Origin of the sequence: Hymenobacter sp. UYP22, from assembly GCF_040547285.1 — a bacterium.
Lineage (GTDB): Bacteria > Bacteroidota > Bacteroidia > Cytophagales > Hymenobacteraceae > Hymenobacter.
The window spans coordinates 111,263-131,968 of record NZ_JBEPPK010000012.1 but is presented as its reverse complement, the minus strand read 5'-3'; the positions used below and the strand labels follow the sequence as shown (position 1 = coordinate 131,968).

The 20,706-nt window shown below is 58.9% G+C and carries 23 protein-coding genes; 12 read left to right on the top strand and 11 right to left on the bottom strand.

Going from position 1 to position 20,706, the window contains the following annotated elements; all coding sequences use genetic code 11:
- The first annotated feature begins 91 nt into the window (after window positions 1-91).
- From ABIB60_RS17215 to ABIB60_RS17185, 7 genes are all read left to right on the top strand, one after another.
- Window positions 92-316 (top strand): hypothetical protein, encoded by a 225-nt coding sequence (locus tag ABIB60_RS17215; protein WP_354581664.1) that lies wholly within the window; start codon window positions 92-94, stop codon window positions 314-316.
- A gap of 101 nt (window positions 317-417) precedes the next feature.
- Entirely contained in the window at window positions 418-639 is a 222-nt protein-coding gene (locus ABIB60_RS17210) for a hypothetical protein (RefSeq protein WP_354581663.1), read from the top strand.
- Window positions 621-1,028 (top strand): type II toxin-antitoxin system VapC family toxin, encoded by a 408-nt coding sequence (locus ABIB60_RS17205; protein WP_354581661.1) that lies wholly within the window; start codon window positions 621-623, stop codon window positions 1,026-1,028. The genes ABIB60_RS17210 and ABIB60_RS17205 overlap by 19 nt, the downstream gene beginning before the upstream one ends.
- 143 nt (window positions 1,029-1,171) lie before the next feature.
- Window positions 1,172-1,666, top strand: coding sequence for a hypothetical protein (locus tag ABIB60_RS17200; protein ID WP_354581659.1), 495 nt, complete (start codon window positions 1,172-1,174; stop codon window positions 1,664-1,666).
- Complete coding sequence (locus ABIB60_RS17195; protein WP_354581658.1) at window positions 1,659-2,567, top strand: NADPH-dependent F420 reductase; 909 nt, start codon at window positions 1,659-1,661, stop codon at window positions 2,565-2,567. Before ABIB60_RS17200 ends, ABIB60_RS17195 begins: the two co-directional genes overlap by 8 nt.
- Before the next feature lie 165 nt (window positions 2,568-2,732).
- On the top strand, window positions 2,733-2,957 hold the full coding sequence (locus tag ABIB60_RS17190; RefSeq protein ID WP_354581657.1) for a hypothetical protein: 225 nt from the start codon (window positions 2,733-2,735) through the stop codon (window positions 2,955-2,957).
- A 562-nt stretch (window positions 2,958-3,519) separates the two neighbouring features.
- Window positions 3,520-3,879 carry a hypothetical protein gene (locus ABIB60_RS17185; RefSeq protein WP_354581656.1) on the top strand — a complete coding sequence of 120 codons (360 nt, stop codon included), beginning with the start codon at window positions 3,520-3,522 and terminating at the stop codon, window positions 3,877-3,879.
- 30 nt (window positions 3,880-3,909) lie between these two features.
- Here the strand turns inward: ABIB60_RS17185 and ABIB60_RS17180 are convergent, their stop codons facing one another.
- From ABIB60_RS17180 to ABIB60_RS17160, 5 genes are all read right to left on the bottom strand, one after another.
- On the bottom strand, window positions 3,910-4,554 hold the full coding sequence (locus tag ABIB60_RS17180) for a ThuA domain-containing protein (RefSeq protein ID WP_354581654.1): 645 nt from the start codon (window positions 4,552-4,554) through the stop codon (window positions 3,910-3,912).
- Between the two features lie 195 nt (window positions 4,555-4,749).
- Window positions 4,750-5,748 (bottom strand): glycoside hydrolase family 43 protein, encoded by a 999-nt coding sequence (locus tag ABIB60_RS17175; protein ID WP_354581653.1) that lies wholly within the window; start codon window positions 5,746-5,748, stop codon window positions 4,750-4,752.
- 35 nt (window positions 5,749-5,783) lie between these two features.
- Window positions 5,784-6,707 carry an NmrA family NAD(P)-binding protein gene (locus tag ABIB60_RS17170; protein ID WP_354581652.1) on the bottom strand — a complete coding sequence of 308 codons (924 nt, stop codon included), beginning with the start codon at window positions 6,705-6,707 and terminating at the stop codon, window positions 5,784-5,786.
- A gap of 185 nt (window positions 6,708-6,892) precedes the next feature.
- Window positions 6,893-7,246: a hypothetical protein gene (locus ABIB60_RS17165; protein WP_354581651.1), complete on the bottom strand. Its 354-nt coding sequence runs from the start codon at window positions 7,244-7,246 to the stop codon at window positions 6,893-6,895.
- A 42-nt stretch (window positions 7,247-7,288) separates the two neighbouring features.
- Window positions 7,289-8,596 (bottom strand): PAS domain-containing protein, encoded by a 1,308-nt coding sequence (locus ABIB60_RS17160; protein ID WP_354581649.1) that lies wholly within the window; start codon window positions 8,594-8,596, stop codon window positions 7,289-7,291.
- 209 nt (window positions 8,597-8,805) lie between these two features.
- On the opposite strand from ABIB60_RS17160, the gene ctlX reads away from it, so the two are divergent.
- Together ctlX and ABIB60_RS17150 are read left to right on the top strand one after the other, a co-directional pair.
- Window positions 8,806-9,750: a citrulline utilization hydrolase CtlX gene (ctlX, locus tag ABIB60_RS17155; protein WP_354581648.1), complete on the top strand. Its 945-nt coding sequence runs from the start codon at window positions 8,806-8,808 to the stop codon at window positions 9,748-9,750.
- 143 nt (window positions 9,751-9,893) lie between these two features.
- Window positions 9,894-10,997, top strand: a complete 1,104-nt coding sequence (locus tag ABIB60_RS17150; RefSeq protein ID WP_354581647.1) for an SPL family radical SAM protein — start codon at window positions 9,894-9,896, stop codon at window positions 10,995-10,997.
- Between the two features lie 194 nt (window positions 10,998-11,191).
- Here the strand turns inward: ABIB60_RS17150 and ABIB60_RS17145 are convergent, their stop codons facing one another.
- The 4 genes from ABIB60_RS17145 to pncA form a co-directional block, all read right to left on the bottom strand.
- Window positions 11,192-12,706 carry a malate:quinone oxidoreductase gene (locus ABIB60_RS17145; protein WP_354581646.1) on the bottom strand — a complete coding sequence of 505 codons (1,515 nt, stop codon included), beginning with the start codon at window positions 12,704-12,706 and terminating at the stop codon, window positions 11,192-11,194.
- 139 nt (window positions 12,707-12,845) lie between these two features.
- Window positions 12,846-13,385: a GNAT family N-acetyltransferase gene (locus ABIB60_RS17140; RefSeq protein ID WP_354581644.1), complete on the bottom strand. Its 540-nt coding sequence runs from the start codon at window positions 13,383-13,385 to the stop codon at window positions 12,846-12,848.
- 107 nt (window positions 13,386-13,492) lie between these two features.
- Window positions 13,493-14,596: a mechanosensitive ion channel family protein gene (locus ABIB60_RS17135; RefSeq protein ID WP_354581642.1), complete on the bottom strand. Its 1,104-nt coding sequence runs from the start codon at window positions 14,594-14,596 to the stop codon at window positions 13,493-13,495.
- A 146-nt stretch (window positions 14,597-14,742) separates the two neighbouring features.
- Window positions 14,743-15,333: a bifunctional nicotinamidase/pyrazinamidase gene (pncA, locus tag ABIB60_RS17130; protein WP_354581640.1), complete on the bottom strand. Its 591-nt coding sequence runs from the start codon at window positions 15,331-15,333 to the stop codon at window positions 14,743-14,745.
- A gap of 146 nt (window positions 15,334-15,479) precedes the next feature.
- Between pncA and ABIB60_RS17125 the strand changes: the two genes are divergently transcribed.
- Window positions 15,480-15,908, top strand: a complete 429-nt coding sequence (locus tag ABIB60_RS17125; RefSeq protein ID WP_354581638.1) for a BLUF domain-containing protein — start codon at window positions 15,480-15,482, stop codon at window positions 15,906-15,908.
- A 101-nt stretch (window positions 15,909-16,009) separates the two neighbouring features.
- Window positions 16,010-16,936, top strand: coding sequence for a hypothetical protein (locus ABIB60_RS17120; protein ID WP_354581637.1), 927 nt, complete (start codon window positions 16,010-16,012; stop codon window positions 16,934-16,936).
- Here the strand turns inward: ABIB60_RS17120 and ABIB60_RS17115 are convergent.
- On the bottom strand, window positions 16,933-17,463 hold the full coding sequence (locus ABIB60_RS17115; protein WP_354581636.1) for a 2'-5' RNA ligase family protein: 531 nt from the start codon (window positions 17,461-17,463) through the stop codon (window positions 16,933-16,935). The genes ABIB60_RS17120 and ABIB60_RS17115 overlap by 4 nt on opposite strands.
- Before the next feature lie 48 nt (window positions 17,464-17,511).
- Window positions 17,512-19,092, bottom strand: coding sequence for a T9SS type A sorting domain-containing protein (locus ABIB60_RS17110; RefSeq protein ID WP_354581635.1), 1,581 nt, complete (start codon window positions 19,090-19,092; stop codon window positions 17,512-17,514).
- Window positions 19,093-19,341: 249 nt separating this feature from the next.
- Between ABIB60_RS17110 and hutI the strand changes: the two genes are divergently transcribed.
- A complete protein-coding gene (gene hutI / locus ABIB60_RS17105) occupies window positions 19,342-20,625 on the top strand; it encodes an imidazolonepropionase (RefSeq protein WP_354581634.1) in 1,284 nt (427 codons plus the stop codon).
- Window positions 20,626-20,706: the final 81 nt, after the last annotated feature.

Genomic DNA, 20,706 nt, shown 5'->3' with positions numbered 1-20,706 from the left:
CCAGAAAATTTCACGTTAGATTTTACCGTAGATGATTCCACTTCACACATTCGCCAAAGGAAGCCCGCTTTAGGTACCAACCTAAAGCCCCATGAAGCGAGTAAAACAACTCCGCAAAGCCTTTGGCCGCACCGAGCAATACGCCTTGGTTGACTTTCCCGCCAAAACGTCCAACGTGATGGTATCGAGGGTAATCTTCGGCAACCTGCGTGGCTGCAGCTACTGCTTTCCACACGGCCCCGAAACCAGCAATGCCACGGTGCTCAGCCGGCAACGGAGCTGGAAACGGTTTCGCCGGACGCAGTGGAAAAGCTAATAGCTGACTCCAGGCCAGTAGCCCAGCGGCGGCCGGTGGAATATTCCGCCCGCCGCCGCTGTTGCTTTCGTATCTTCCCTAAAAACCAAGCAACCTGACCTATGACTCTGGTATTAGTAGAAGTGGCCGATGAAGCCGCCATGCAGCGGCTGCGCCAGCAGGGGGTACGCGTAGTGGGCGTGCTGACTGAACCCCTTGCCGTTGAAACTACGCCCGTGCCCGCTGCCCCGCGCAAATGGACTGGCAGTATTCCCGCTACTTCTGCCGAGGCTTGGGACAAGCACCTACACGAAATCCGGGGCGAATGGGAGCGGGATATGTAGCCGATACCAATGTCATCATTGATTTGGTAGTCGGCCGTTTGCCTGTAACGGCGGCTGACTGGCTTGAGCAACAGCTAAACCGGCAAGCAATAGCCGTTTCCGTTGTCACGCGTATTGAACTGCTGACGAAAACGGAGCCCGCCACTGAGTACGCTACCATGCAGGCCTTCGTGCAAGCCGTGCAAGTGCTGCCGATAGATGAACTGGTTGTCCAGCAAACCATCCTGTTGCGCCAGCAGCACCGCATCAAGCTTCCCGATGCCCTCATTGCCGCTACGGCCCTGGCCCACGGCTTGCCGCTGCTCACCCGCAATACCAGTGATTTTAGCGCAGTGCCCGGCCTGTATATGCTGAACGCACACGATGCCGCGCAACTGCCGCCGCTGTAGAGGCTGGAAAAGATTGGGTTGTTACTGGAGTCTTCATAGCTTCGTCACCGGTCCCGGATGGGTGTCTCCGTGACGCTATTATCGGATGTAAACTGGGAATGTGCGACACACAGCCAAAAGAATTTAATAAATACAATGGCTATATGATAATCGACAACGAACTGAATAGAATAGAGAATCTTGTTTCCCACTTTGAGAATCGTAAGAAACAAGCTTCTGAGAGACTAAAAGAAGAAAAAGGTGAATACTGGTATTTTGGAATAATAGGCTTTGTGTCGGAGGACAGTGTGTTAGAGATAAAGCCAATAGCAAGAATACAGAAGATTAATAGCCCGGCCGGTGAAGTAGAACTGGCTAGTGCGCTCAAAGATAAAAGCCTATTTGGGCGTTTTAGACTCGCTGTATCAATTGCTAGTATATTAGAGGAAAGAGGCATAGAGCGAAAAAACTTATATAAAATAGTTAAGAAGATGTATGATGTGCGCTCTAATGCTGTACATGGTAGTCCGCTAGGTAAAGTCAAAATAGAGGATCATATAGCGGATACGAAAATGCTTTTGTCGAAGCTGTTATGTCGCTTTGTCGAGCGAGGTGAATTAATGAACGAAGAACAAATTGACGATTTGATTTTTGGGTGACAATAAACCAGCACAGAAATTCGGACTCATTAAACAACGCCGCCCGAGCCCCGCTCCGGCGGCGTTGTTCGTTCTGGCCCTTTCCAAACAAGAAAAAAGCAAAACGCCCACTTCCGTTGTTTACCACCCTGCGCCGGCACATCACCGGCGCACGAACCAAACAACGCAACCTATGAATATCGGAATCATTGGCGCCGGCCACATCGGCAGCGCCCTCGCCGTGCGGCTGACGGGCCTCGGTCACCAGGTTTACATTGCCAACTCCCGCGGGCCCGAAACGCTCAAAGACGTGGAGCAGAAAACGGGCGCCAAGGCCGTGACGGCTGAGGAAGCCGCCCAGCACGGCACCGACTTGGTGGTGGTAACCATCCCGCTCAAGAACATTCCCGACCTACCCAAAAACCTGCTGGCCGGCGTGCCCCGCGAGACGCCCATCATCGACACCAGCAACTACTATCCCATGCTGCGCGACGGCAAGATTGCGGAGCTGGAAACCGGCAGCCTCACCGAGAGCGAGTGGGTGCAGCAGCACCTGGGCCGCCCCGTGGTGAAAGTGTTCAACAACATCTACGCCGACCACCTGCAGAACAAAGGAGTAGCCGCCGGCACGCCCGGCCGCATTGCCCTGCCTGTGGCTTCGGATGATGCCGCCGCCAAGCAGAAAGTAATGGCCGTGGTGGAAGAACTGGGCTTCGACGCCGTGGACGACGGCACCCTGCACGAGTCGTGGCGGCAGCAGCCGGGCACGCCCTCCTACGGGGCCGATATGCCCGCCGACAAGCTGCGCGAGCACTTGGCTAGCCTCGGCACTGAGCGCACCGAGGAGCAGCACAAGGAGTTTCTGGCCAACCACGCCAAAACCGAGCAGGCTATGGCCGACCAAGGCATTAAGCTAAAGTAGCGCGGAGGTCGGCTTCCCAGGCCCGGAAGCCGGCCTCTGTCTTTCTCTTGCAGTTCAGCAGTTGTTGTACTTTGTGATTTCCGCTGAACCCGCTGTTATGTTGCCATGATTTACTTACTCGTTTTTGCCAAAGGCTGCCCGCTTTGAGTACCAACTCAAAGCCCCATGAAACGAGTTAAGAAACTCCAGCAAGCCTTTGGCACCGTGGAAGAAGGCCGATTTGTGGCCTATCCCGCAAAATTTTCCAACGTGCAGGTGTCGCGCGTTGTTTTCGGTACTGCTCGTGGCTGCGCCTTTTGCTTTCCCCACGGCCCCGAAACCAGCAATTCTACGCTGAACAAGCAGCAGCGCACCTGGAAGAAATTCCGCCGCACTCAGTGGCAGCCTTGAGCGTGGAGCCCCAGGAGCTAGCGCCGCCCCGGTACACTGGGGCGGCGCTTTGCTTTTCCAAGCAATACCTTGCTGTCTAGTACTCCTCATATGTAATTCGTTAGCCACATCTTACTTCCCATGAGTGCCTGCGAAAACTATTGGTGTGACAGTACAGGTCATCCTGTTGCTCAAAGCTTCTTGGAAATCAATATGGTAGAAGGCGAGGCTAGGGCATAAGGTGTTGGCATTTGAGTATGGAGTTGCGCTACCGGGGCTGATGAATATGGCCGCTGTCGGTTATGGCTCAACTGGTCTTTCTGACCCACGACCCTACTCTTAGGGTTGTACAGTATAGTCGGCTGCTGACACTTGTTGCTTGTGCCAGCGAAACTGCAGAGGTAAACTCGCGGGGGCAGGCTTATACAGTTACATAATACGGCTGGGCTGTGGCCGCAGATGGCTGAGTTGTACTAACCAGCCACCGGCAGAAAGCGTATGCAGGAGTATGCATCCCATTGTGCCCTGGCTTCCGCTGTTGTTCATCCCGGTTTTTGGGGCGTTCTGGTGCTTGGTCGTTTTTATGATTTCCCACATGGGCTGGAGCCGCCTGGCCGCGCAGTATGCCGTGGCAGCGGTGCCGGCCACCGTGAACCAGGAAACACTGACTTTTGCCCGAATTGGCGTAGCTAAGTACAACAACGCCGCCCGCATTGGCTTCACGGTGGAGGGCCTGTACCTGTCTACTTGGAAAATCTTTTTTGCAGGGCACCCGCCGCTGTTCATTCCGTGGGCGGCGTTTGGTCCGGTGCAAACCCAGACGTTTCTTTGGACCACTACCTACACCACCCACATCAGCACCACCGCTGGCCAGGTACCCTTCGCCTTCAGCAGCAACCGGCTAGTAGCCGCGCTATCAACCGCTCAGCCTACAGTTCAGTAATAACGCACAAACTGCCGTACTGCTGCTGCTCTACTTTTGCCCAATGGCATACCGGATTCCGCCTAGCAAATGCTGCTGAAACAGCGGCTCGCTGAAGCTTTCGGTGGTGTGTCCGCCAGCCGTGTAAAATGCCCGGCCTCCCGCAAACTCATGGTACCAGGCAATGGGGTGGTTAGAGCCGTTGGTGCCACCAGAGTAGGTCCGCTCATCAAGCGTTGCCAGTACCGTTAGGGTAGGGCTCAGGTCCCGGAAATTGTACCACTCGTCGGTGCGGGTCCACTGGGCCGGTAAACCCGCCGTTGCAGGGTGGGTATCATTGAGCACCTGAATAGTGGCCGTTTGAATGGCCGGGTGCCCATTGAAGTACGCACCCACCAAACGCCCGTACCAGGCCCAGTTGTATTCGGTATCGGTGGCGGCGTGTACGCCCATAAACCCCCGTCCTCCCCGGATGTACTGCTCAAATGCCGTTTGCTGTTCCTCGTTCAGCACATCCTGGGTAGTACTCAAAAATATAACTGCCTGGTACGGCTGCAGCCCGGTAGTCGTGAAACGCCCGGCATTTGTGGTGGTATCCACCCGAAAATTATGCTGCTGGCCCAGGGTCTGAATGGCCCGGATACCAGCCGGAATAGATTCGTGGCGAAAACCACTGGTCTTGGAGAAAATCAGCACAGAAGCCGTGGGGTGGGGTTGCGGCTTACCGGTTCCGCCCGAGGTGCAAGCCCCCAGCGTATGCGTAGCAAGAATGCAGGCTAACCCCAACAAGCGCATAACCGGAACAGCAAGAGGTGAGAGGTAGCTTACGGGTGTGGTGGTGAAGAAGTTAACGGCCGGGTGAGTGACCGGTGCGAGTTGCCCAACCAGCGGCTACAGCTTCCGGGCCGGCACGCCTTCCTGGGTGATGGTAACCGGCTGGATGCGGCCTTGCGCGTCAAAGTATAGCCGGTCAATGCAGGTAACGCGGTGGTTCTGGTCGGTTTCGGTTAGGGGGCGGCGGTGGTATACAATGTACCATTCATCGGCGCCCGGTACCTGCACCACTGAGTGGTGGCCGGCCCCGGTGGCCACGGCGGGGTCCTGCTGCAAAATTTTGCCTGCCCGCTGCCAAGGCCCCAGCGGCGAGTCGGCCACGGCATAGGCTACCGAGTAGTCGGGACCGGCCCAGCCGCCCTCACTCCACATAAAGTAGTACTTGCCCTGGCGGCGGAACATGATGGGGCCTTCCACGTAATTCTGCGGCGTAATTTCCTTGTAAATACTACCGTCGGGGAAGGGCACGAAGCCAGTAAAATCGGGCTTGAGGCGCGCAATATTGCAGTGCGACCAGCCACCGTACACCAGGTAGTACTGCCCGTCCTTGTCCAGGAATACAAACTGGTCGATGGGCTGCGCGCCGTTGTGAATATTGCCGACGAGGGGTTTGCCCAAATAATCTCGGAACGGCCCCTCCGGTCGGTCGGCTACGGCCACCCCAATCCCGCCTACTTCGCCCTCGTGCACATCATTGGCTCCAAAAAACAGGAAGTACTGCTTGCCCTTCTGCACCACAGCCGGAGCCCACATAGCCCGCCGCGCCCATTTGATGCTGGTTGTATCCACGATGCGCGGGTGCTTGGTCCAATGCACCAGATCGGGCGAGGAAAAGGCGTCCAGAAATACTTGCTGGTTGAAGGGGGCCGAGTAGGTGGGGTATACCCAGTAGGTTTTACCGAAAATAACCGCCTCTGGGTCAGCGTACCAGCCAGGAAATATAGGATTGCCGGAGCGGGCTGCCAACTTGGTGGGCTTGGCCGGTGAGGCCACCTGCGAAAAGGCCAGTTGAGCCACTAACAAGCCGCTGGCGGTGCTGAGCAGAAATTTCTTCATGCCCTGAAGAAACTAAAAAGCACGCTAACAACAAGCTAGGCTTGCCTGGTCAGCACCTCCCGAATCTGGGTATACTGAATATCGGGGTAGCGGCTAGTGTCGAGGTGGAGGAGCTTGGCCTGCCCGCTGAGCATATTGTGCATGTACTGCATGCCCTGCCAGGGCGGAAATACCTCTTTTTCGGCGGGTACCACGGCACGGGTTACCTTAATCATGCCAGCCAGGAAACCCAGCCCACCCACGCGCAGCAGCTTAAACGGTTGGCCAAATGCCGCACTGGCCTCAGCCTGCAGCTGCCGGATGCTGGCCACCTGTCCGGCCACCCGGAGGTAGCGGGGCGTGGAGGAGTCCAGGGCGGCGGCGGCGGTGAAGTTGGCCGTGTCTACCATAGTAGTGAAGTCCAGCGGCTGCTCAGCGTTGCCCCAGTACACAATACGCCCGATGCCCGGCTGCACCAGCGGCGCCTGCCCGGTCAGCAAGTCCATGAACATGCCGTTGAAGATGGATGTGGCCTGAATTGGGGCCTGAGCCAGCCGCCGCTGAAACTCCCGGCGCAAATCAAAGTTGCGGTTAGCACCTTCGGGTAGACGGGTGAAATCAGCCGAGAAATCCGACGGGATGAAGCGGGGTACTCCCGCCGCCACGGCCGCATCCAGCAGGCGGGTTTGGGTATCCACAATAATGTCGCGCAGCCCCGACAAAGCCGATACCACGCAACTGGCTCCGGTGCAGGCCTGCGTAAGAGCGGGCACATTGGCAAAATCAACCGCTACCACTTCCACACCCTGCAGCCGCAACGATTCGGCTTCGGCCTTGTGAATGGACTCCGGCCGAACCAAGGCCCGGACGGCTGCGCCGCGCCGGCGCAGGTGGTGGGCTATCAGCAAACCTAGAGCACCGGTGGCCCCCGCTAATACAATGGTGGATGAAGAGGGGGCAGAGGCGGTTTGATCAGTCATGGGAGAATAAGCACCAGGTGGGTAAAATCAGTACGCTGCGTGAAGTGTGGCTTTTACCCAGCTACTACTGCCCGGCTTGCCGGAAAGTTGCCGTTTGCTTTGCCCGAAACCTGACCCAGGGTTTCGCGCAAAACAAAGCCCCGCTTTGTGGGCGGGGCTTTGTTTTGGTAAGGCTGACCAGGAAATCAGCGGAGGCTTTGCTCCATTTTCTGCAGTACTTCCTCCATGCGGGTGCCGTGGGCTTCAATCTGCTCCAGGCCTTTGCGGGCCTCTTCCAGTTGGCCCCGCTGGTGCATACCTACCAGCTGCCTGCCCGTTTGCAAGGTGTCGGACAGAATGCGCTCCAACTCCCGAATGAGGGACGCATTGTTGTACTGAGGCTTGATGACCGTCTCAATCCACTGGCCCAGCGGGTTGTCGCGCACGGAAAACAGGGCCTCATCTGCGTCCCGCACCCCATACAGCACGGAGCGCAGGCGCGACTTGAACAGCACCTGTTTGATGCGGGCCTGCTGAAAATCCAAGCTGGTTAATTCCATAGAAACGAGAGGGGTTCCCGGGTAAAAAGCAAAAATATGCGGCTAGCCGCGCGGCTGACTGCCAAGCTGTTCCAGGGTTTGGCGGGTTTTTACCAGGTCGGTTACGTCGTAGGCAAATGCCAGCAGCCCCACAATGCGCCCGTCTTCGCGGAAAGGCTGGTAGGAGAAATTCAGATACACCTGCTGCAGCTTGCCATCGGCTCCCACTAGGGAGAAAGGTGCCTCAGCTGCAGCAAAGGGCGTGCCCGTCTGATATACCTGGTCAAGCAAGGCCGTAAAGCCCTGCTCCGAGGCCTCGGGCACCAGCTCGGCCACCGTACGGCCCAGCAGCTCGCGGCCCGCGAATAGGGCTCTGTAGCCGGGGTTTACGTACTCGTACTGGTGATCCGGGCCGCGCAAAATGGCAAACATGGCCGGCGCCGTTTCCAGCAGGCTGTACAGCATATCGCGCTGGCTGGCTGCCGCGCGGGAAGCTGCGTAGGCTTGGTCGGAGAGGAGGGCCTGCTGCTCGTTGGCTTCCAGCAACTCCTGCACCATCTGCTTCTGCTCCTGAATATCGGTGTTGCTGCCAATCCACATCAGGATGCTGCCAGTAGCCGTGAGGCGGGGCGTACCGCGCACCAACTGCCAGCGGTACTGCCCATCGTGGCGGCGCAGGCGGTATTCCGCCTGAAAATCGGCCGCATTAGCTACGGCTTGCTGCCAAGTCCGCTCGAAATTGGGCTGGTCCTCGGGGTGAATAAGCTGCAGCCAGGCTGAGCCCATCAACTCCGCCGCCGCCCAGCCCGTGAACTGCTGCAGGCGTTGGTTGGAGCCATCAAATACGCCGGCTGGCGTGGCCGTCCAGACCATTACGGGCAACGACTCCAGGATAAAGCGGGTGCGCTGCTGCTGCTCAGCCAACTGCTGCTGTACCTGGGCGTGACGTTGGGCAGCCAACTGTTGCTCGGTCACATCCTCCGTTTTCTGCAGAATAAACCGCAACTGACCGGTGGGGTCCAGCACCGGAAAGTGGGTAGCCTGCCAATACCGCTGCTCGTACCCACCCCCGTTTTCCGTGGGTATGGGCAGGTCGTAGCGGATGAGGGGCATGGTGTCGGGAGCGTGAAACTGGCGCACATGCTCGTGGGAGCGGCGCACTACGTCGCCCTCTGTATCGGAGTTGGGCGGCCACACGGTGAAGAAATCCAGACCTACCACTTCCTCGCGCTGCCGCTGGGGCAACGAAGACGAGGCATGGGCATCATTCAAATCCAGCACCACGCCCTCGGGGGAGAGCAGCAGGTATTTATCGGGCAACGCCCGAAACAGGTTGAAGTACTCAGTAACCGAAGGAAGGGTAGTTTGCATGGGAGGCGTCAGATCAGCGGACGTAGCCGGGCACAAATCAGTAGCAAGTCTGCAAAGGTAGCGTCTACGGTTCAGTTTTGAAGAACGGAAACCGGCAAGATATTTCCTGTCTGAAGTGCTGAAACAACACCGGCTCAATGGCCCGCACCCCAAGCCCGGAAACCAGCGGCCATGTTGTTTATTTGCAGCCCCACCCACTCCCTCCCTTCATGCAGTCTACCGATACCGTGTTCATGGTGCGGCCCACGCGCTTTGCCTTTAATATTGAAACGGCCCAGTCCAATCATTTTCAAGGTTTTGTAGCCGGCGCCGACGAGGACAAGATTCAGACCCAGGCCTTTGCGGAGTTTGACGCTATGGTAGCCCGGCTGCGGGCAAGGGGTCTGCACGTACTGGTGTTTGAGGATACGCCGGAACCGCACACGCCCGATGCCGTTTTTCCGAACAACTGGGGTACTTTTCATCCCGATGGGCGGGTGCTGCTTTACCCCATGTGCGCGCCCAACCGCCGCCCGGAGCGCCGCCCCGATATTCTGGCCGCCTTGTCGGAGCAGTTTGTAGTAACTGAGGTAACCGATTTATCGGGGCACGAGCAGGAAGAGCGGTTTCTGGAAGGTACGGGCAGTATTATCTTCGACCATGTGCACCGCCGAGCCTACGCCTGCCTCTCGGCCCGCACCGACGAGGAGCTGTTTGAGCGGGTATGCGCCGAGCTGGGCTATCAGCCCGTTGCGTTTTCTGCCTATGATGCCCAGGGCCAGAACATTTATCACACCAACGTGATGATGTGCGTGGGCAGCGGGTTTGCGGTTGTCTGCCTGGAAAGCATTCGGAGCGAGTCGGAGCGGGCTGCCGTGGTAGCCTCCCTCACTGGTACCGGCCACGAAATCATTGCCATCAGCCTGGAGCAAGTGGGGCGGTTTGCGGGCAACATGCTCACGGTACGCCCGGCCGCCGGCCCCGAGCTGGTGGTGCTTTCCCAGAGCGCCCATGATGCCCTAACCCCCAGCCAGCGCCACCGCCTCAGCCACTACGCCGAGCTGCTGCCCTGTGCCATTCCAACCATCGAAACCATTGGGGGCGGTAGTGCCCGCTGCATGCTGGCCGAAGTGTTTCTGCCCAGGCCAGGGAAGAAGAATCAGCTTGCGAGCTAAAACAGGCAGCTAATTGGCCAGCTAAAATACTGCTCAATCTAGGCGGAAAGCAGTTGAAAAATATCTGCTGAAAACCACCGCTGTAAGCCATAATAGTAGGTTGTACGGGAGCTTTCGGCCGGGGCGGAGTGTTACTATTCACTATGTCCCAAGGCCAGCTTTTTCCTTCGCTTGATGTATTAGCGCCGACCGCGCAGCCCCGCACTCACGCCGCCAAAGTGTGGTTGCCCAAGCGCGTAGTGTTTACTCCGGATGCGCTTGACCAGGAGTTTGGGCAGCAGATTCTGCAACGGGTTACGGCGCACGGACTGGCGGTGGAAATGCTCAAAAGCAACCGCCTGACCGGGGTGCGCGGCGAAGACGCGCGCGACACCTACCGCCGGGCCAAAAGCACCCTGGCTGTGGTGTGCGCTCCGCCCAGCGCGCTGCGCCTGCAACCCACGCCACCCTCCGCCGACTGGCAGATGAACCTAGCCGAGGGTTGCCCCGCCCACTGCCAGTACTGCTACCTGGCAGGCAGCCTGGCCGGGCCACCGGTGGTGAAGGTGTTTGCCAATTTGCCCCAGCTGCTGTGCAACACGGCCGCCTACGAGCGGCCCGACCGACCAGTGAGCTTCGAGGTGAGCTGCTACACTGATGTGCTGGGTATAGAGCACCTGACCGGGAGCTTGGCAGAGTGCATTCGTTACTACGGGGAGCGGGAGGGGGCCACGCTGCGCTTCGTGAGTAAGTTTGACCAGGTTGACTCCGTATTGGGGTTACCGCACAACGGGCGCACCCGGGCCCGTATCAGTTTGAATGCCGAGGCCGCCGTGCGGGGGCTGGAAGGCGGCACGGCCTCGGTGGAGGCCCGGCTGCGGGCCCTGCGCAAACTAGCTTTGCCGCCCGAGCGGGGTGGGGGCGGCTACCCGGTAGGCGTGGTGCTGGCCCCTATTATGCCCTTGCCTGGCTGGCAGCAGCAGTACCGTATCCTCCTCGACCGACTAGCTGCCACCCTGGACTTTCCTTGTGACCTGACTCTGGAGTGCATCACGCACCGCTTCACGCCCGGCTCCAAGGAGGTACTGCTGCAATGGTACCCCAATACTAGCCTGGATTTGTCCGAAACCGCCCGGGCCGTGAAGCGGAACAAATTCGGGGGCACCAAATTCGTGTATCAGCCTGATGACATGCGCACCCTGAAGCAGTTCTTTCAGCAGGAGTGGGCGCAACGCTTCCCCCAGGCTCCTTTGTTGTACTGGACGTAATAGCTCCGCAACTGCCTCTGGTCTGCTATTCCGAACGAAGGAAGCAGCCGGGAGTAGCATTAGATGCCACAGCCAGATTTTTACTGCGCTTAGAATAGCAATTACTACGTGCATGCTTCTCATATTCTGAAATAGCAAAGCCCGCCGGACACTATGGTTCAGCGGGCTTTGCTGGCATTTAATGGGTTGGGTACTTACTCGGCTACTACCTCATTCAGGCCCAGTACGGTGCTGGTGTGGGCGCGGAGCTGCGCTACCAGCTGCGGGTTGTCATTGAGATTCTGCCCGAACGAGGGAATCATTTCCCGCATTTTTGCCTGCCAGGCTGGGGTGCGGGCGCTTTCCGTAAAGCAGCGCTGAATCAGGCCCACCATAATGCTGACGGCCGTGGAGGCTCCCGGTGAAGCACCCAGCAGGGCGGCAATGGAGCCATCGGCGGCGGCTACTACCTCCGTGCCGAACTCTAGCACCCCACCTTCTTTCGCGTCTTTCTTGATAACCTGCACGCGCTGGCCGGCCGTTTCCAGCTGCCAGTCCTCGGCTCGGGCTTCGGGCAGGTATTCGCGCAGGGCGGCCAATCGGTCTTCCGGCGACTGACGTACCTGGTTGATGAGGTATTTGGTGAGCGGCAGGTTTTTGAGGCCCGCAATAATCATGGGGCGCATGTTGCTGAGCTTTACCGACAGGGGTAAATCCAGGTAGGAGCCCTGCTTCAGAAATTTAGTGCTGAAACCGGCGTAAGGCCCGAACAGCAGTTCCCGCTTGCCATTAATTACGCGGGTATCCAGGTGGGGTACCGACATGGGCGGGGAGCCCACGGCCGCTTTGCCGTACACTTTAGTGTGGTGGCGGGCAATTACCTCGGGGTTGATGCACTTCAGCCACTGCCCGCTTACCGGGAAGCCGCCAAAACCCGCTCCCTCCGGTATACCCGACTTAATAAGCAGGGGCAAAGAACCTCCGCCGGCCCCAATGAACACAAACGGCGCCCGAATTTTTACCTTCTCATCGGTGGTAAGGTCGCGGGCTTTCACGCGCCAGCTGTTATCCTCCTTGCGCTTGATGCTTTCCACATCATGGTGAAAGTAAAACGATACGCCGGACTTTTCCTGGAGCAGGGTAAACATGCCCCGCGTCAGGGAGCCGAAGTTTACATCGGTGCCCAGGTCCATGCGGGTGGCGGCTACGGGCTGCTGCGGGTCGCGCCCATCCATTACCAGCGGCATCCAGCGCTCCAGCTCAGCCTGATTCTGGCTGAACTCCATACCCTGAAACAAGGGGGATTGGGTGAGGGCAGCGTGGCGCTTACGCAGAAATTCCACGTTCTTCGGGCCCCACACAAAGCTCAGGTGTGGAATGTGGTTGATGAAGCGGGTGACGCCCGTTACCTGGTATTTCTCCACCAAATAGGCCCAAAACTGCTTCGACTGCTCAAACTGCTCGGCAATTTTGATGGCCTTGCTAATGTCGATGCTGCCATCGGGCTTTTCGGGGGTGTAGTTTAGCTCACAAAAGGCCGAGTGGCCAGTGCCGGCGTTGTTCCAGGCATCGGAGCTTTCGGCGGCGGCCACATCCAGCCGCTCAAAAATGGCAATGGTGAGGTCGGGCTGCAACTCCTTCAGCATCAGGCCCAGGGTTGCACTCATAATTCCAGCTCCAATCAGCACCACATCGGCGGTGAGAGGAGCAGCGCTGTCGGTCGTGCTCATGCGTAGTTCAGAATAGGACTTACGAAGTACGGCAGAAAGCGAAAAAGGTGGCCTCCGGGGACAAAAGAAATCTGCGGCTGAGCTTGACTACAGCGTCAATTTGCCGGTTTTAGGAGCAGCTTACGCCCCCGCAGAACTGCTAGTGGGCCAGTTGTCGGGCCCGCCACTCGTGGTCGAGCATGCTCATCTCAACCAGGCTCCAGTACTCGCCCTCGTAGCGCAGAATGTCGCGCGAGCAACCCTCGGTATGCATGCCGGCGCGGGTATAGGCCCGGATGGCCGCCTCATTGAAGTCGTACACGCCCAAGTCGATGCGGTGCAGGTGCAACTGCTCAAAACCAAAGCGCAGAGCCTCCGTGAGCATGCGGCGGGCCAGGCCGCGGCCACGCTGCTCCGGGGCAATAAACACCCGGCTAATGCGCGCGGAACTGTTTTTCTGGCTGAGACTACCCAACGATATATGCCCCACTACCGCCTCCGTGGTTGTATCAACCGCCCTGAATATGAATACATCTGACTCGCCCAGGTGGTTGGTATCCTGGAGGTACCAGTCCAGCTTGTCGGGGGTGAGGGGAAAGTTGAACATCGGACCCGCCCAGTTCATAAGCAGATGGGGCGAGTCAATCCAGGTAATAAGTTGGGAAAAGTCTTCGGGGGTAAAGTATTCCAGGCGGATCATGCAGCAGAGAGCGAGCCGGTTGAAAACCCGCCTGTTGGGCGGAATATGCCGGTTCTTAACCCACGAAGATACGGCCCCCCGCATGGGTTTCCGCACGGCGCCGGGTTTTATTCGGTGGCGGCACTGGCCGGGGCAAAGGGCTGGTCGGTGGGCTCGGTGAGGGTGCGGGTTTTGGGCAGACTTTCGGGGTAGTGTTGCTGAATAAAATGCACCAGCTGCTCTCGTACGTCGCAGCGCAAATCAAAGGCTTGGCTGGAGTTGCTGGCACTCACCAGGCAGCGAAGCTCCAGGGTGCGCTCCTTGGAATCGGTAACCTGCAGTACGCACACGCGCTTATCCCAGAGCGGGTGCGCCGCCACCAGGCGCTGCAGCTCGGCCCTCACTTCCGCTACCGGAATGGTATAATCAGTGTACAGAAATACGGTACCCAGCAGCTGGGAAGCTGTGCGCGTCCAGTTCTGAAAAGGCTTTTCAATGAAGTAGTTGAGCGGCAACACCAGCCGCCGCTCATCCCAGATGCGCAGCACCACATAGGTGAAGGTGATTTCCTCAACCCGGCCCCATTCGCCTTCCACCACCAGCACATCATCTAGCCGAATAGGTTGGGTAAAGGCAATTTGGAAACCGGCCAGCAGGTTGCTGATGGAACGCTGAGCAGCAAAGCCCACAATTACCGAGGCAATGCCCGCCGAGGTGAGCAGGCCCGTCCCGATTTTGCGTACCGTGGCAAAGCTCATGAGTACCAGGGCCAGAGTCACGAAGATGATCAGCGACACGGTCAGTTTCTTTACAAACTGCAGCTGCGTGAACAGCTTCCGCACCCGCAGGTTGTCGTCGGCGGTAATCTGGTAATGGCGCTCTACCAAGGTCTGCACTACATCCACAGCCTTTACCAGGCACCAGGCAAAAGTGGTGAGTAAAGCCGTTTCCACGAGGCGGCGGGCTACTTCCAGGGCTTGGCTGGTAAGCAGCGTCAGGGGCAGCGTAAACGAAATGACCAGCACCGGCAGAAACCAGCTGGCCGGCTGGCACATATGCCGCCCTATCGCCTGAGCCAGAAAAGTAGACTCGCGGCGGGCGTAGCGGCCCAGCGCCTTAAAAAACAACCGAGCCAGCAGCCAGCCTACCGCCGCACTACCCAGTACTACCCCTGCTGCCCGCAGAAAGAGCTCTAACTGGGTAGGCAGCAAATCGGGAAGTTGAAACGGCATAGGGGTAGAAAAACAGCAACCAGCCTACTTACCGGCTCCAGCCGGCAAAGGTTGGCTCTGCCCCATGCTCGAGTACCACCCAAGGCTCCTTTCACTTAGTAACCGTTTGCTGGCTCCTGCGAGCCGAGGAAGCGGTAGGGGAGGTGTTACTGCACCCGGGCACCCCGCTGCTCAAGCTGCTGCCGGGCCTGCTGGTAGCCCTCCGCCGAAATAGCCCGCGTGGCCGCTTCCAGAAACACCACCCGGAAACCTTCCTGCAAAGCGTCCAGCGCCGAAAAGAATACGCAGTAGTCAGCCGCCAGGCCGCAGACGTGTACTTCCTGCACGCCCCGGCCCCGCAGGTAATCGGCTAAGCCAGTGCTTTTGCGGTGGCCGTTGTCGAAGAAGCCGCTGTAGGAGTCAATTTCGGGGGAAGTGCCTTTGCGGAAGATGGCCTCAATGCGGTTCTGATTCAGCTCGGCGCTGAACTCTGCGCCGGGAGTACCCTGCACGCAGTGGTCGGGCCAGAGGGTTTGGGGCAGCCCGTGCAACTCGATCTGGGAGAAGACGGCCTGGCCGGGGTGCTGGCTGGCAAAGCTATGGTGCCGGGCCGGATGCCAATCCTGGGTAGCTACCACCAGCTCGTAGCGGGGCTGCAACTGGTTTACCAGCGGCAAAATCTCATTACCCCCGGCTACTGCCAGAGAGCCACCCGGCAGGAAATCGTTCTGAATATCAATGAGTAACAGCGCAGTCATGAGTAAGAGGCTTACAGGGAAAAAAGAAGCGTTGCAAAATGGGAATAATTGGATTCAAAATAGCATCCTGGATTGTTACCTTTGAGGCATATTTCGTCGTATTTTTTATCGGTTGATTTATACTTCCGATTCTTAGGCACCCTGTTATGGCTGGCTTACATCACCTCATCTATCAAAGTACGGCGGTATTGCCTTTATCTGGGGCCGAGCTGGGCCGGCTGCTCGTGCAGTCCCGCACTCATAACGACGAAGCCGGTATTACGGGTATGTTGCTTTACGATGGTAACCGGTTTTTGCAGGTGCTGGAAGGCCCCCCCAACAGCGTAGACGCCATTTTTGGGCGCATTAGCCTCGACTGCCGCCACACCGAGGTAGAGGTGTTGGCCAATGGGCCGGTGGCGCAGCGCCAGTTCGGCAACTGGTCGATGGGGCTGGTCAATCACATTGAAAGCCCGGTTATTGGCATCGACGACGTGCAGCCCACTCTGCTCACAGTTCAGGATGCGGGGCTGTGCATGCTCTTGCACGATTTCCAGCGTCATGCCGGAAATGCCCGTCTGCAAACCTCGTTTTAACTTGTTTTAAGCAGCAGCCCGTACGCATACCTGCCAGAACTGTCGTTACCTTGCACGCCTGCTACGCCTGGAGTTGTGTTGCCAGCGCGTGGTAGCATGCCATGATGAAAGGATGTATTGTTAGCTGGGCCGGAGTTATTGGGTTGATGGTGAGTGCCCACGCGTCGGTGTATGCCCAGGCAACTGCCCGGCCAGTAGCGGGTACGCAGGTGTGGTTGGCGCCACCCACGGGCTTCGGGCCGGCAACGGGCTTTACCGGTTTCCGGCGGGGTGAGGCCGCTTTGCAGGTAATTGAGCTGAAAGGTGGTAACTACTACCGGCAAGTAGCTGGGTTCAGCCGGGAGCGTTTCGCCGCAAAAGGGGGCAATGTGCTACAGTACCAGGAAATTCAGGACAAGCCATACCCCGCCCGGCTGGTACGGGTGCAGTTGTCGCCGGCGCTGGAGTCGGCGCAGATGCTGTTCGGCGACTCTACGTTTGCCGTGCTGCTGGATGCCCGCTACCCTACCGCCGACACCGCCCTGGCTACGGCCATGCGCCGCAGCTTGCTGAGCGCCACCTACCGTAAGCCGGAAGCCAGCGTCCCCTCCCTGGCCAATGCCCCTTTTCAGCTCGACGAAAAAAAATCACCGTTCGCGCTGGCCGAAACCAGCCGGGGCCGCTTTATCTACTCGCTGGGTGGACAGCGCAAACCTACCTACGGCACCGAGCCCATTGTCACGGTCGGTTCCTTTCCCATCAACCAGTCCGTAACCGCCGCCGACATCAGCCAGCAGGCTCTGGGTCAGCAGCCGGGCCTGCTGGGTTTCATGCCGCGCAAGCAAACATCCGGCAAAGTAAACGACCTGGTAACCTACGAAACGGAAGGGTTTGCTCAGCTCAACGGCAAACGGGTGCTGGTGTACCAACAGGTAACAGTAATTGGCAGCACGGCCATTACGCTGTTGGGTATAGCGCAGCAGGAGCCGGAAACGGCGTTGGCGCAATTCAAGAGCCTCACGCACACCATCACGGCCCGAAAGCGTTAGGCTGGTACTGGGCCCGCAAACGGCACCCGAAACAGCTCCCGCCACGGGCCACCCTCGTAGGCCCATACCGTGAAGCCCAGCCCCGTTACGGTACTCGGTGCAAAGTCCGTTGCCAGTTGCTCGTGCAGGGCGCGGGCCTGGGCCGGGTCTACTTTGTTTTGCACGGTGATGTGCGGGCGCAAAGGTTGGCGGTCCTGGGGCAGCAGCCACTCCGACCAAGCGGTTTGGAGCTGGCGATGCAACTGCTGAAGCGCGGTGTTTTCGAGCGTGTAGGCCACGCCGCGCCCCAGAAACCGCACCCCCGTAACCTGCAACAGCAGGGGCGCGGTACGGGCCGCTACCCCGAGAAGCTGCTGCTGAACTGCCGCCACCTGCTCACCGGGCAAATGGTGAAACAGCGTTACGTGCGCCTGCAAGTAGTTGCGCTCGGGCGGGAAGTGTTGCTCACGGAGGCCCGTGTAGTAGGTGTGGGCCTCCGCATCCAGAGTAAGCGTAATGATGAGCGGGGCAGAAACAGGGGTGAGCATGGTAAAGTCAAAACTTACCTTACGTGCCTCGGCTACTATTTGATGTGGTTACTGGTTCGGGCCGGAAGCCACTACCACCCGAATTGTATGGGTAGTATTGGCTTGGCGCACGCGCAGCAAGTACACGCCCCCGGGCAGGTCGGCGGTGCGCAGCTCTGTAGTAGCAATGCCGGCTTCCAGCTGCTGTTGGCGTACCAGGCGGCCCCGGGCGTCGTGCAGCTCCAGCGTGGTGGCAGAGGCCGTAATGGGCAGTTGCACGCGCACAAACTCAGTGGCCGGGTTGGGGTAAGCCTGCAACTCAGCCGCCGCGCCTACCACTTGCACGCCCGAGTACGCTACTTCTCCAGAGATGTCGTGAATGGCTAGGCGGTAGTATCTGGTACCAGGCAGGGGGCGGGCGTCAAGGGCCGAATACCGCTGACCGTAGGGCTGGTTGCTGGCCTTTACCCGCAATACGGGCTCCCAACGGGTAGCCGTAGTGCTACGCTCTACTTCAAAATACGCGGCATGCTCCTCACTGGCAGTAGCCCAGCTTAGGCGCGTGCCAGCAGCGGAAGCTTCTGCAGCAAAGCTCACCAGTTTCACGGGCAGGGGCAGCGCATCCTGGAAGCTTACCGCGTCGCCGCGGGTGCAGCCCAGCGCGGCCCCGTAGGAGCGGCCGGTGTAGTTACCCGTCTGGTTGTCGATACGGTAAATATCTCCAGTCGCCGCCCGTACCGCATATACGTTGTTGAAGCGGTCCGAAAACATAGCCCCAATGTTCTTGTCGGTGGCCGTGGTAGCGGGCAGGGGAGTGGTAACGTTGGTAGTGAGGGCCACTGGAGCTGAGGCCGGGCTGCTAATGGTCAAGTATTGGTCGGAGAGGCCCAGGTAGCTGACTAGCGTGCCGGTTTCCTTGTCAAATACCCAGTCCTGAATACCGCCTTCCGGAGTAGGGCCGCTACCATTGGCGCGAATGTACGTCTGAGTTTGAGTCCGGAAGCTTTCCACTACGGCCGCCGTGGCGGGGTCAGTGGTATTCAGGCGGCGCCAGGTGGGGGCCGCAAAGGCCGAGAGGTTTACAGTGCCCACGTACAGCCGCACGTCCGTTACCTGGGCCGTGCCGGGCAACGGCAAGCCGAAAAATGTGGAGAAAATAACCCGAAACGTAGCTCCCCCGGTGTAGTAGGTACCATCTGGGCCGCTGTCGGCCACAAAGTTCAGCGTCTGACGCACATCAACCGACGTTTGGCCGCTGGCGGTTGGGGTCAACTCGCCGGTCGGGGGGGTGTCCGGGGGCGTCACCGGGCCAACCGAGTCGGCAAGGGCTGTGCTAAGGTTGATACGGTAGAGCTGAGGCACAAACGTGGTGAAGTTGTCCAAGTTCTGCTGCTCCACCCGCATCCCGTACAGCGCCGTCTGGTCGGCCTGGTTATATCCCAGAGCATTGATAATTAAGTTGTTGTCATTGGCCGCACTGCGGATGGTGCCGATGGGCTGCATGGAGCCATCCTGGCGGACCTGGTAAAGCTGGGAGGGGTTGCGCGCTGAGGCCGGGCAAACCGCCGATACGGCGTAGCTGCTGGTTGGGAGCTGAGCCCAGGCCGGGGTGCTGGCGAGCAGCAAAGAAGCGAGTATGAGGTTTTTCATTTCGGGAAGTCGGTTTACTGGAAGCGTAAATCGTAACTATCTGAAGAAGCCTGCTTTACTACTAGCAGTAAGATACGAATTGTGAGCGTTAAACTGTAGTTTCTCAAAAATGGATACACTTTATCAAATTGAAAATTACATGTTTATATAGCTGTATTCAGGTGTAAGGGCTGAGTGAATTAGCTACGCCGGCGGGGTATTGCAGAGGTTCTACGCATCTTTGCCTGCTTCCTCTCAACCTGTTACCGCATGGCCTACACTCTCCTGATCCGCAACTGCGGCCAACTCCTAACGCTAGCCGGCGCATCTACGGACCAGCCGCTGGCTGGGGCCGCTCAACAGCACTGGCGCGTGATACCCAACGGCTATGTAGCCTGCGTACGGGAGCAGATTGTAGCCCTGGGGCCCATGCCGGACCTGGACGAAGCCGAGGTAACGTCGGCCACGGTGGTGCTGGATGCTGGCGGACGGGTGGTGATGCCGGGCTTGGTGGAGTGCCACACTCACCTCGTGTTCGGGGGCAACCGGGCCGGGGAGTTTCAGCGCAAGCTTCAGGGCGAAACCTATCTCGATATTCTGGCCAGCGGGGGCGGTATTCTAAGCACTGTACGAGCCACCCGAACCGCCTCTGAAGCCGAGCTGCTTGCTACTGCCCTGCACCATTTGGAGGGTTTCCGGCACTATGGCGTAACCACGCTGGAAGCAAAAAGCGGCTATGGCCTGGATGCCCAAACGGAGCTGTGCCTGGTGCAAGTAGCCCAGGAAGCCGGCCGCCGGCAGCCGGTACGAGTAGTGCCCACGTTTTTGGGCGCGCACGTGCCCGGGCCCGAGTACCGGGGCCGCCCCACCGACTACCTAAACATGCTGGTGCAGGACGTGCTGCCGCACATCAGTCCGCAGGAGGTGCCCTTTGTAGATATTTTCTGCGAAGAGGGGGCCTTTTCGGTGGCCGACTCGCGGCAGTACTTAGAGCAGGCCCGGGCTCTGGGGTTCGGGGTTAAAATCCACGCTGAGCAGCTCCACGACCTGGGCGGCTGCGAAATGGCGGCGCAGCTGGGAGCCACCAGCATCGACCACGCCGACTACCTGACGCCGGCCGCCGCCGCGCGCATTGCCCGCCAGAGCCAGGGCCGTACGGTAGCCGTGCTGCTGCCGCTGGTGCCACTGTTTCTGCGGCAGGAGCGGTACGCGCCCGGCCGGGCCTTCATCGACGGAAACCTGCCCGTGGCTATCAGCACCGACTTCAACCCCGGCTCCTGCCCCAGCAAAAACCTCTGGCTGGCCCTGCAGGTAGCTTGCCTGAAAATGGGCCTGACGCCCGCCGAGGCCGTGGCGGCCGTCACCCTGAATGCCGCCTGGGCCATCGGGGAGCAGCAGCACTGCGGCAGCCTGGAGCCCGGCAAGCGCGCCGACCTCCTGGTGCTGGACGTGCCCACCCTGGAGGAAATACCCTACTGGCTGGGCGAAAATCCGGTGCGGCAGGTCATTATCGGTGGGCAGCTGGTAGAAGAGCTATGCAAGAAAACGGACTGATTTCCTGCGCGGGTAGGTAGTTTGGCGCAGAGCCGCTTCAATATCCTGCCACACTGAAGGTCACCGGCTGCGCCATATCTT

Excerpts from the sequence above, each read along its gene's own strand:
- ABIB60_RS17215 (WP_354581664.1), top strand. The coding sequence starts at position 92 with ATGAAGCGAGTAAAACAACTCCGCAAAGCCTTTGGCCGCACCGAGCAA.
- ABIB60_RS17210 (WP_354581663.1), top strand. The coding sequence starts at position 418 with ATGACTCTGGTATTAGTAGAAGTGGCCGATGAAGCCGCCATGCAGCGG.
- ABIB60_RS17205 (WP_354581661.1), top strand. The coding sequence starts at position 621 with ATGGGAGCGGGATATGTAGCCGATACCAATGTCATCATTGATTTGGTA.
- ABIB60_RS17200 (WP_354581659.1), top strand. The coding sequence starts at position 1,172 with ATGATAATCGACAACGAACTGAATAGAATAGAGAATCTTGTTTCCCAC.
- ABIB60_RS17190 (WP_354581657.1), top strand. The coding sequence starts at position 2,733 with ATGAAACGAGTTAAGAAACTCCAGCAAGCCTTTGGCACCGTGGAAGAA.
- ABIB60_RS17185 (WP_354581656.1), top strand. The coding sequence starts at position 3,520 with ATGATTTCCCACATGGGCTGGAGCCGCCTGGCCGCGCAGTATGCCGTG.
- ABIB60_RS17175 (WP_354581653.1), bottom strand. The coding sequence starts at position 5,748 with ATGAAGAAATTTCTGCTCAGCACCGCCAGCGGCTTGTTAGTGGCTCAA.
- ABIB60_RS17170 (WP_354581652.1), bottom strand. The coding sequence starts at position 6,707 with ATGACTGATCAAACCGCCTCTGCCCCCTCTTCATCCACCATTGTATTA.
- ABIB60_RS17165 (WP_354581651.1), bottom strand. The coding sequence starts at position 7,246 with ATGGAATTAACCAGCTTGGATTTTCAGCAGGCCCGCATCAAACAGGTG.
- ABIB60_RS17160 (WP_354581649.1), bottom strand. The coding sequence starts at position 8,596 with ATGCAAACTACCCTTCCTTCGGTTACTGAGTACTTCAACCTGTTTCGG.
- ctlX (WP_354581648.1), top strand. The coding sequence starts at position 8,806 with ATGCAGTCTACCGATACCGTGTTCATGGTGCGGCCCACGCGCTTTGCC.
- ABIB60_RS17150 (WP_354581647.1), top strand. The coding sequence starts at position 9,894 with ATGTCCCAAGGCCAGCTTTTTCCTTCGCTTGATGTATTAGCGCCGACC.
- ABIB60_RS17145 (WP_354581646.1), bottom strand. The coding sequence starts at position 12,706 with ATGAGCACGACCGACAGCGCTGCTCCTCTCACCGCCGATGTGGTGCTG.
- ABIB60_RS17140 (WP_354581644.1), bottom strand. The coding sequence starts at position 13,385 with ATGATCCGCCTGGAATACTTTACCCCCGAAGACTTTTCCCAACTTATT.
- ABIB60_RS17135 (WP_354581642.1), bottom strand. The coding sequence starts at position 14,596 with ATGCCGTTTCAACTTCCCGATTTGCTGCCTACCCAGTTAGAGCTCTTT.
- pncA (WP_354581640.1), bottom strand. The coding sequence starts at position 15,333 with ATGACTGCGCTGTTACTCATTGATATTCAGAACGATTTCCTGCCGGGT.
- ABIB60_RS17125 (WP_354581638.1), top strand. The coding sequence starts at position 15,480 with ATGGCTGGCTTACATCACCTCATCTATCAAAGTACGGCGGTATTGCCT.
- ABIB60_RS17120 (WP_354581637.1), top strand. The coding sequence starts at position 16,010 with ATGATGAAAGGATGTATTGTTAGCTGGGCCGGAGTTATTGGGTTGATG.
- ABIB60_RS17115 (WP_354581636.1), bottom strand. The coding sequence starts at position 17,463 with ATGCTCACCCCTGTTTCTGCCCCGCTCATCATTACGCTTACTCTGGAT.
- ABIB60_RS17110 (WP_354581635.1), bottom strand. The coding sequence starts at position 19,092 with ATGAAAAACCTCATACTCGCTTCTTTGCTGCTCGCCAGCACCCCGGCC.
- hutI (WP_354581634.1), top strand. The coding sequence starts at position 19,342 with ATGGCCTACACTCTCCTGATCCGCAACTGCGGCCAACTCCTAACGCTA.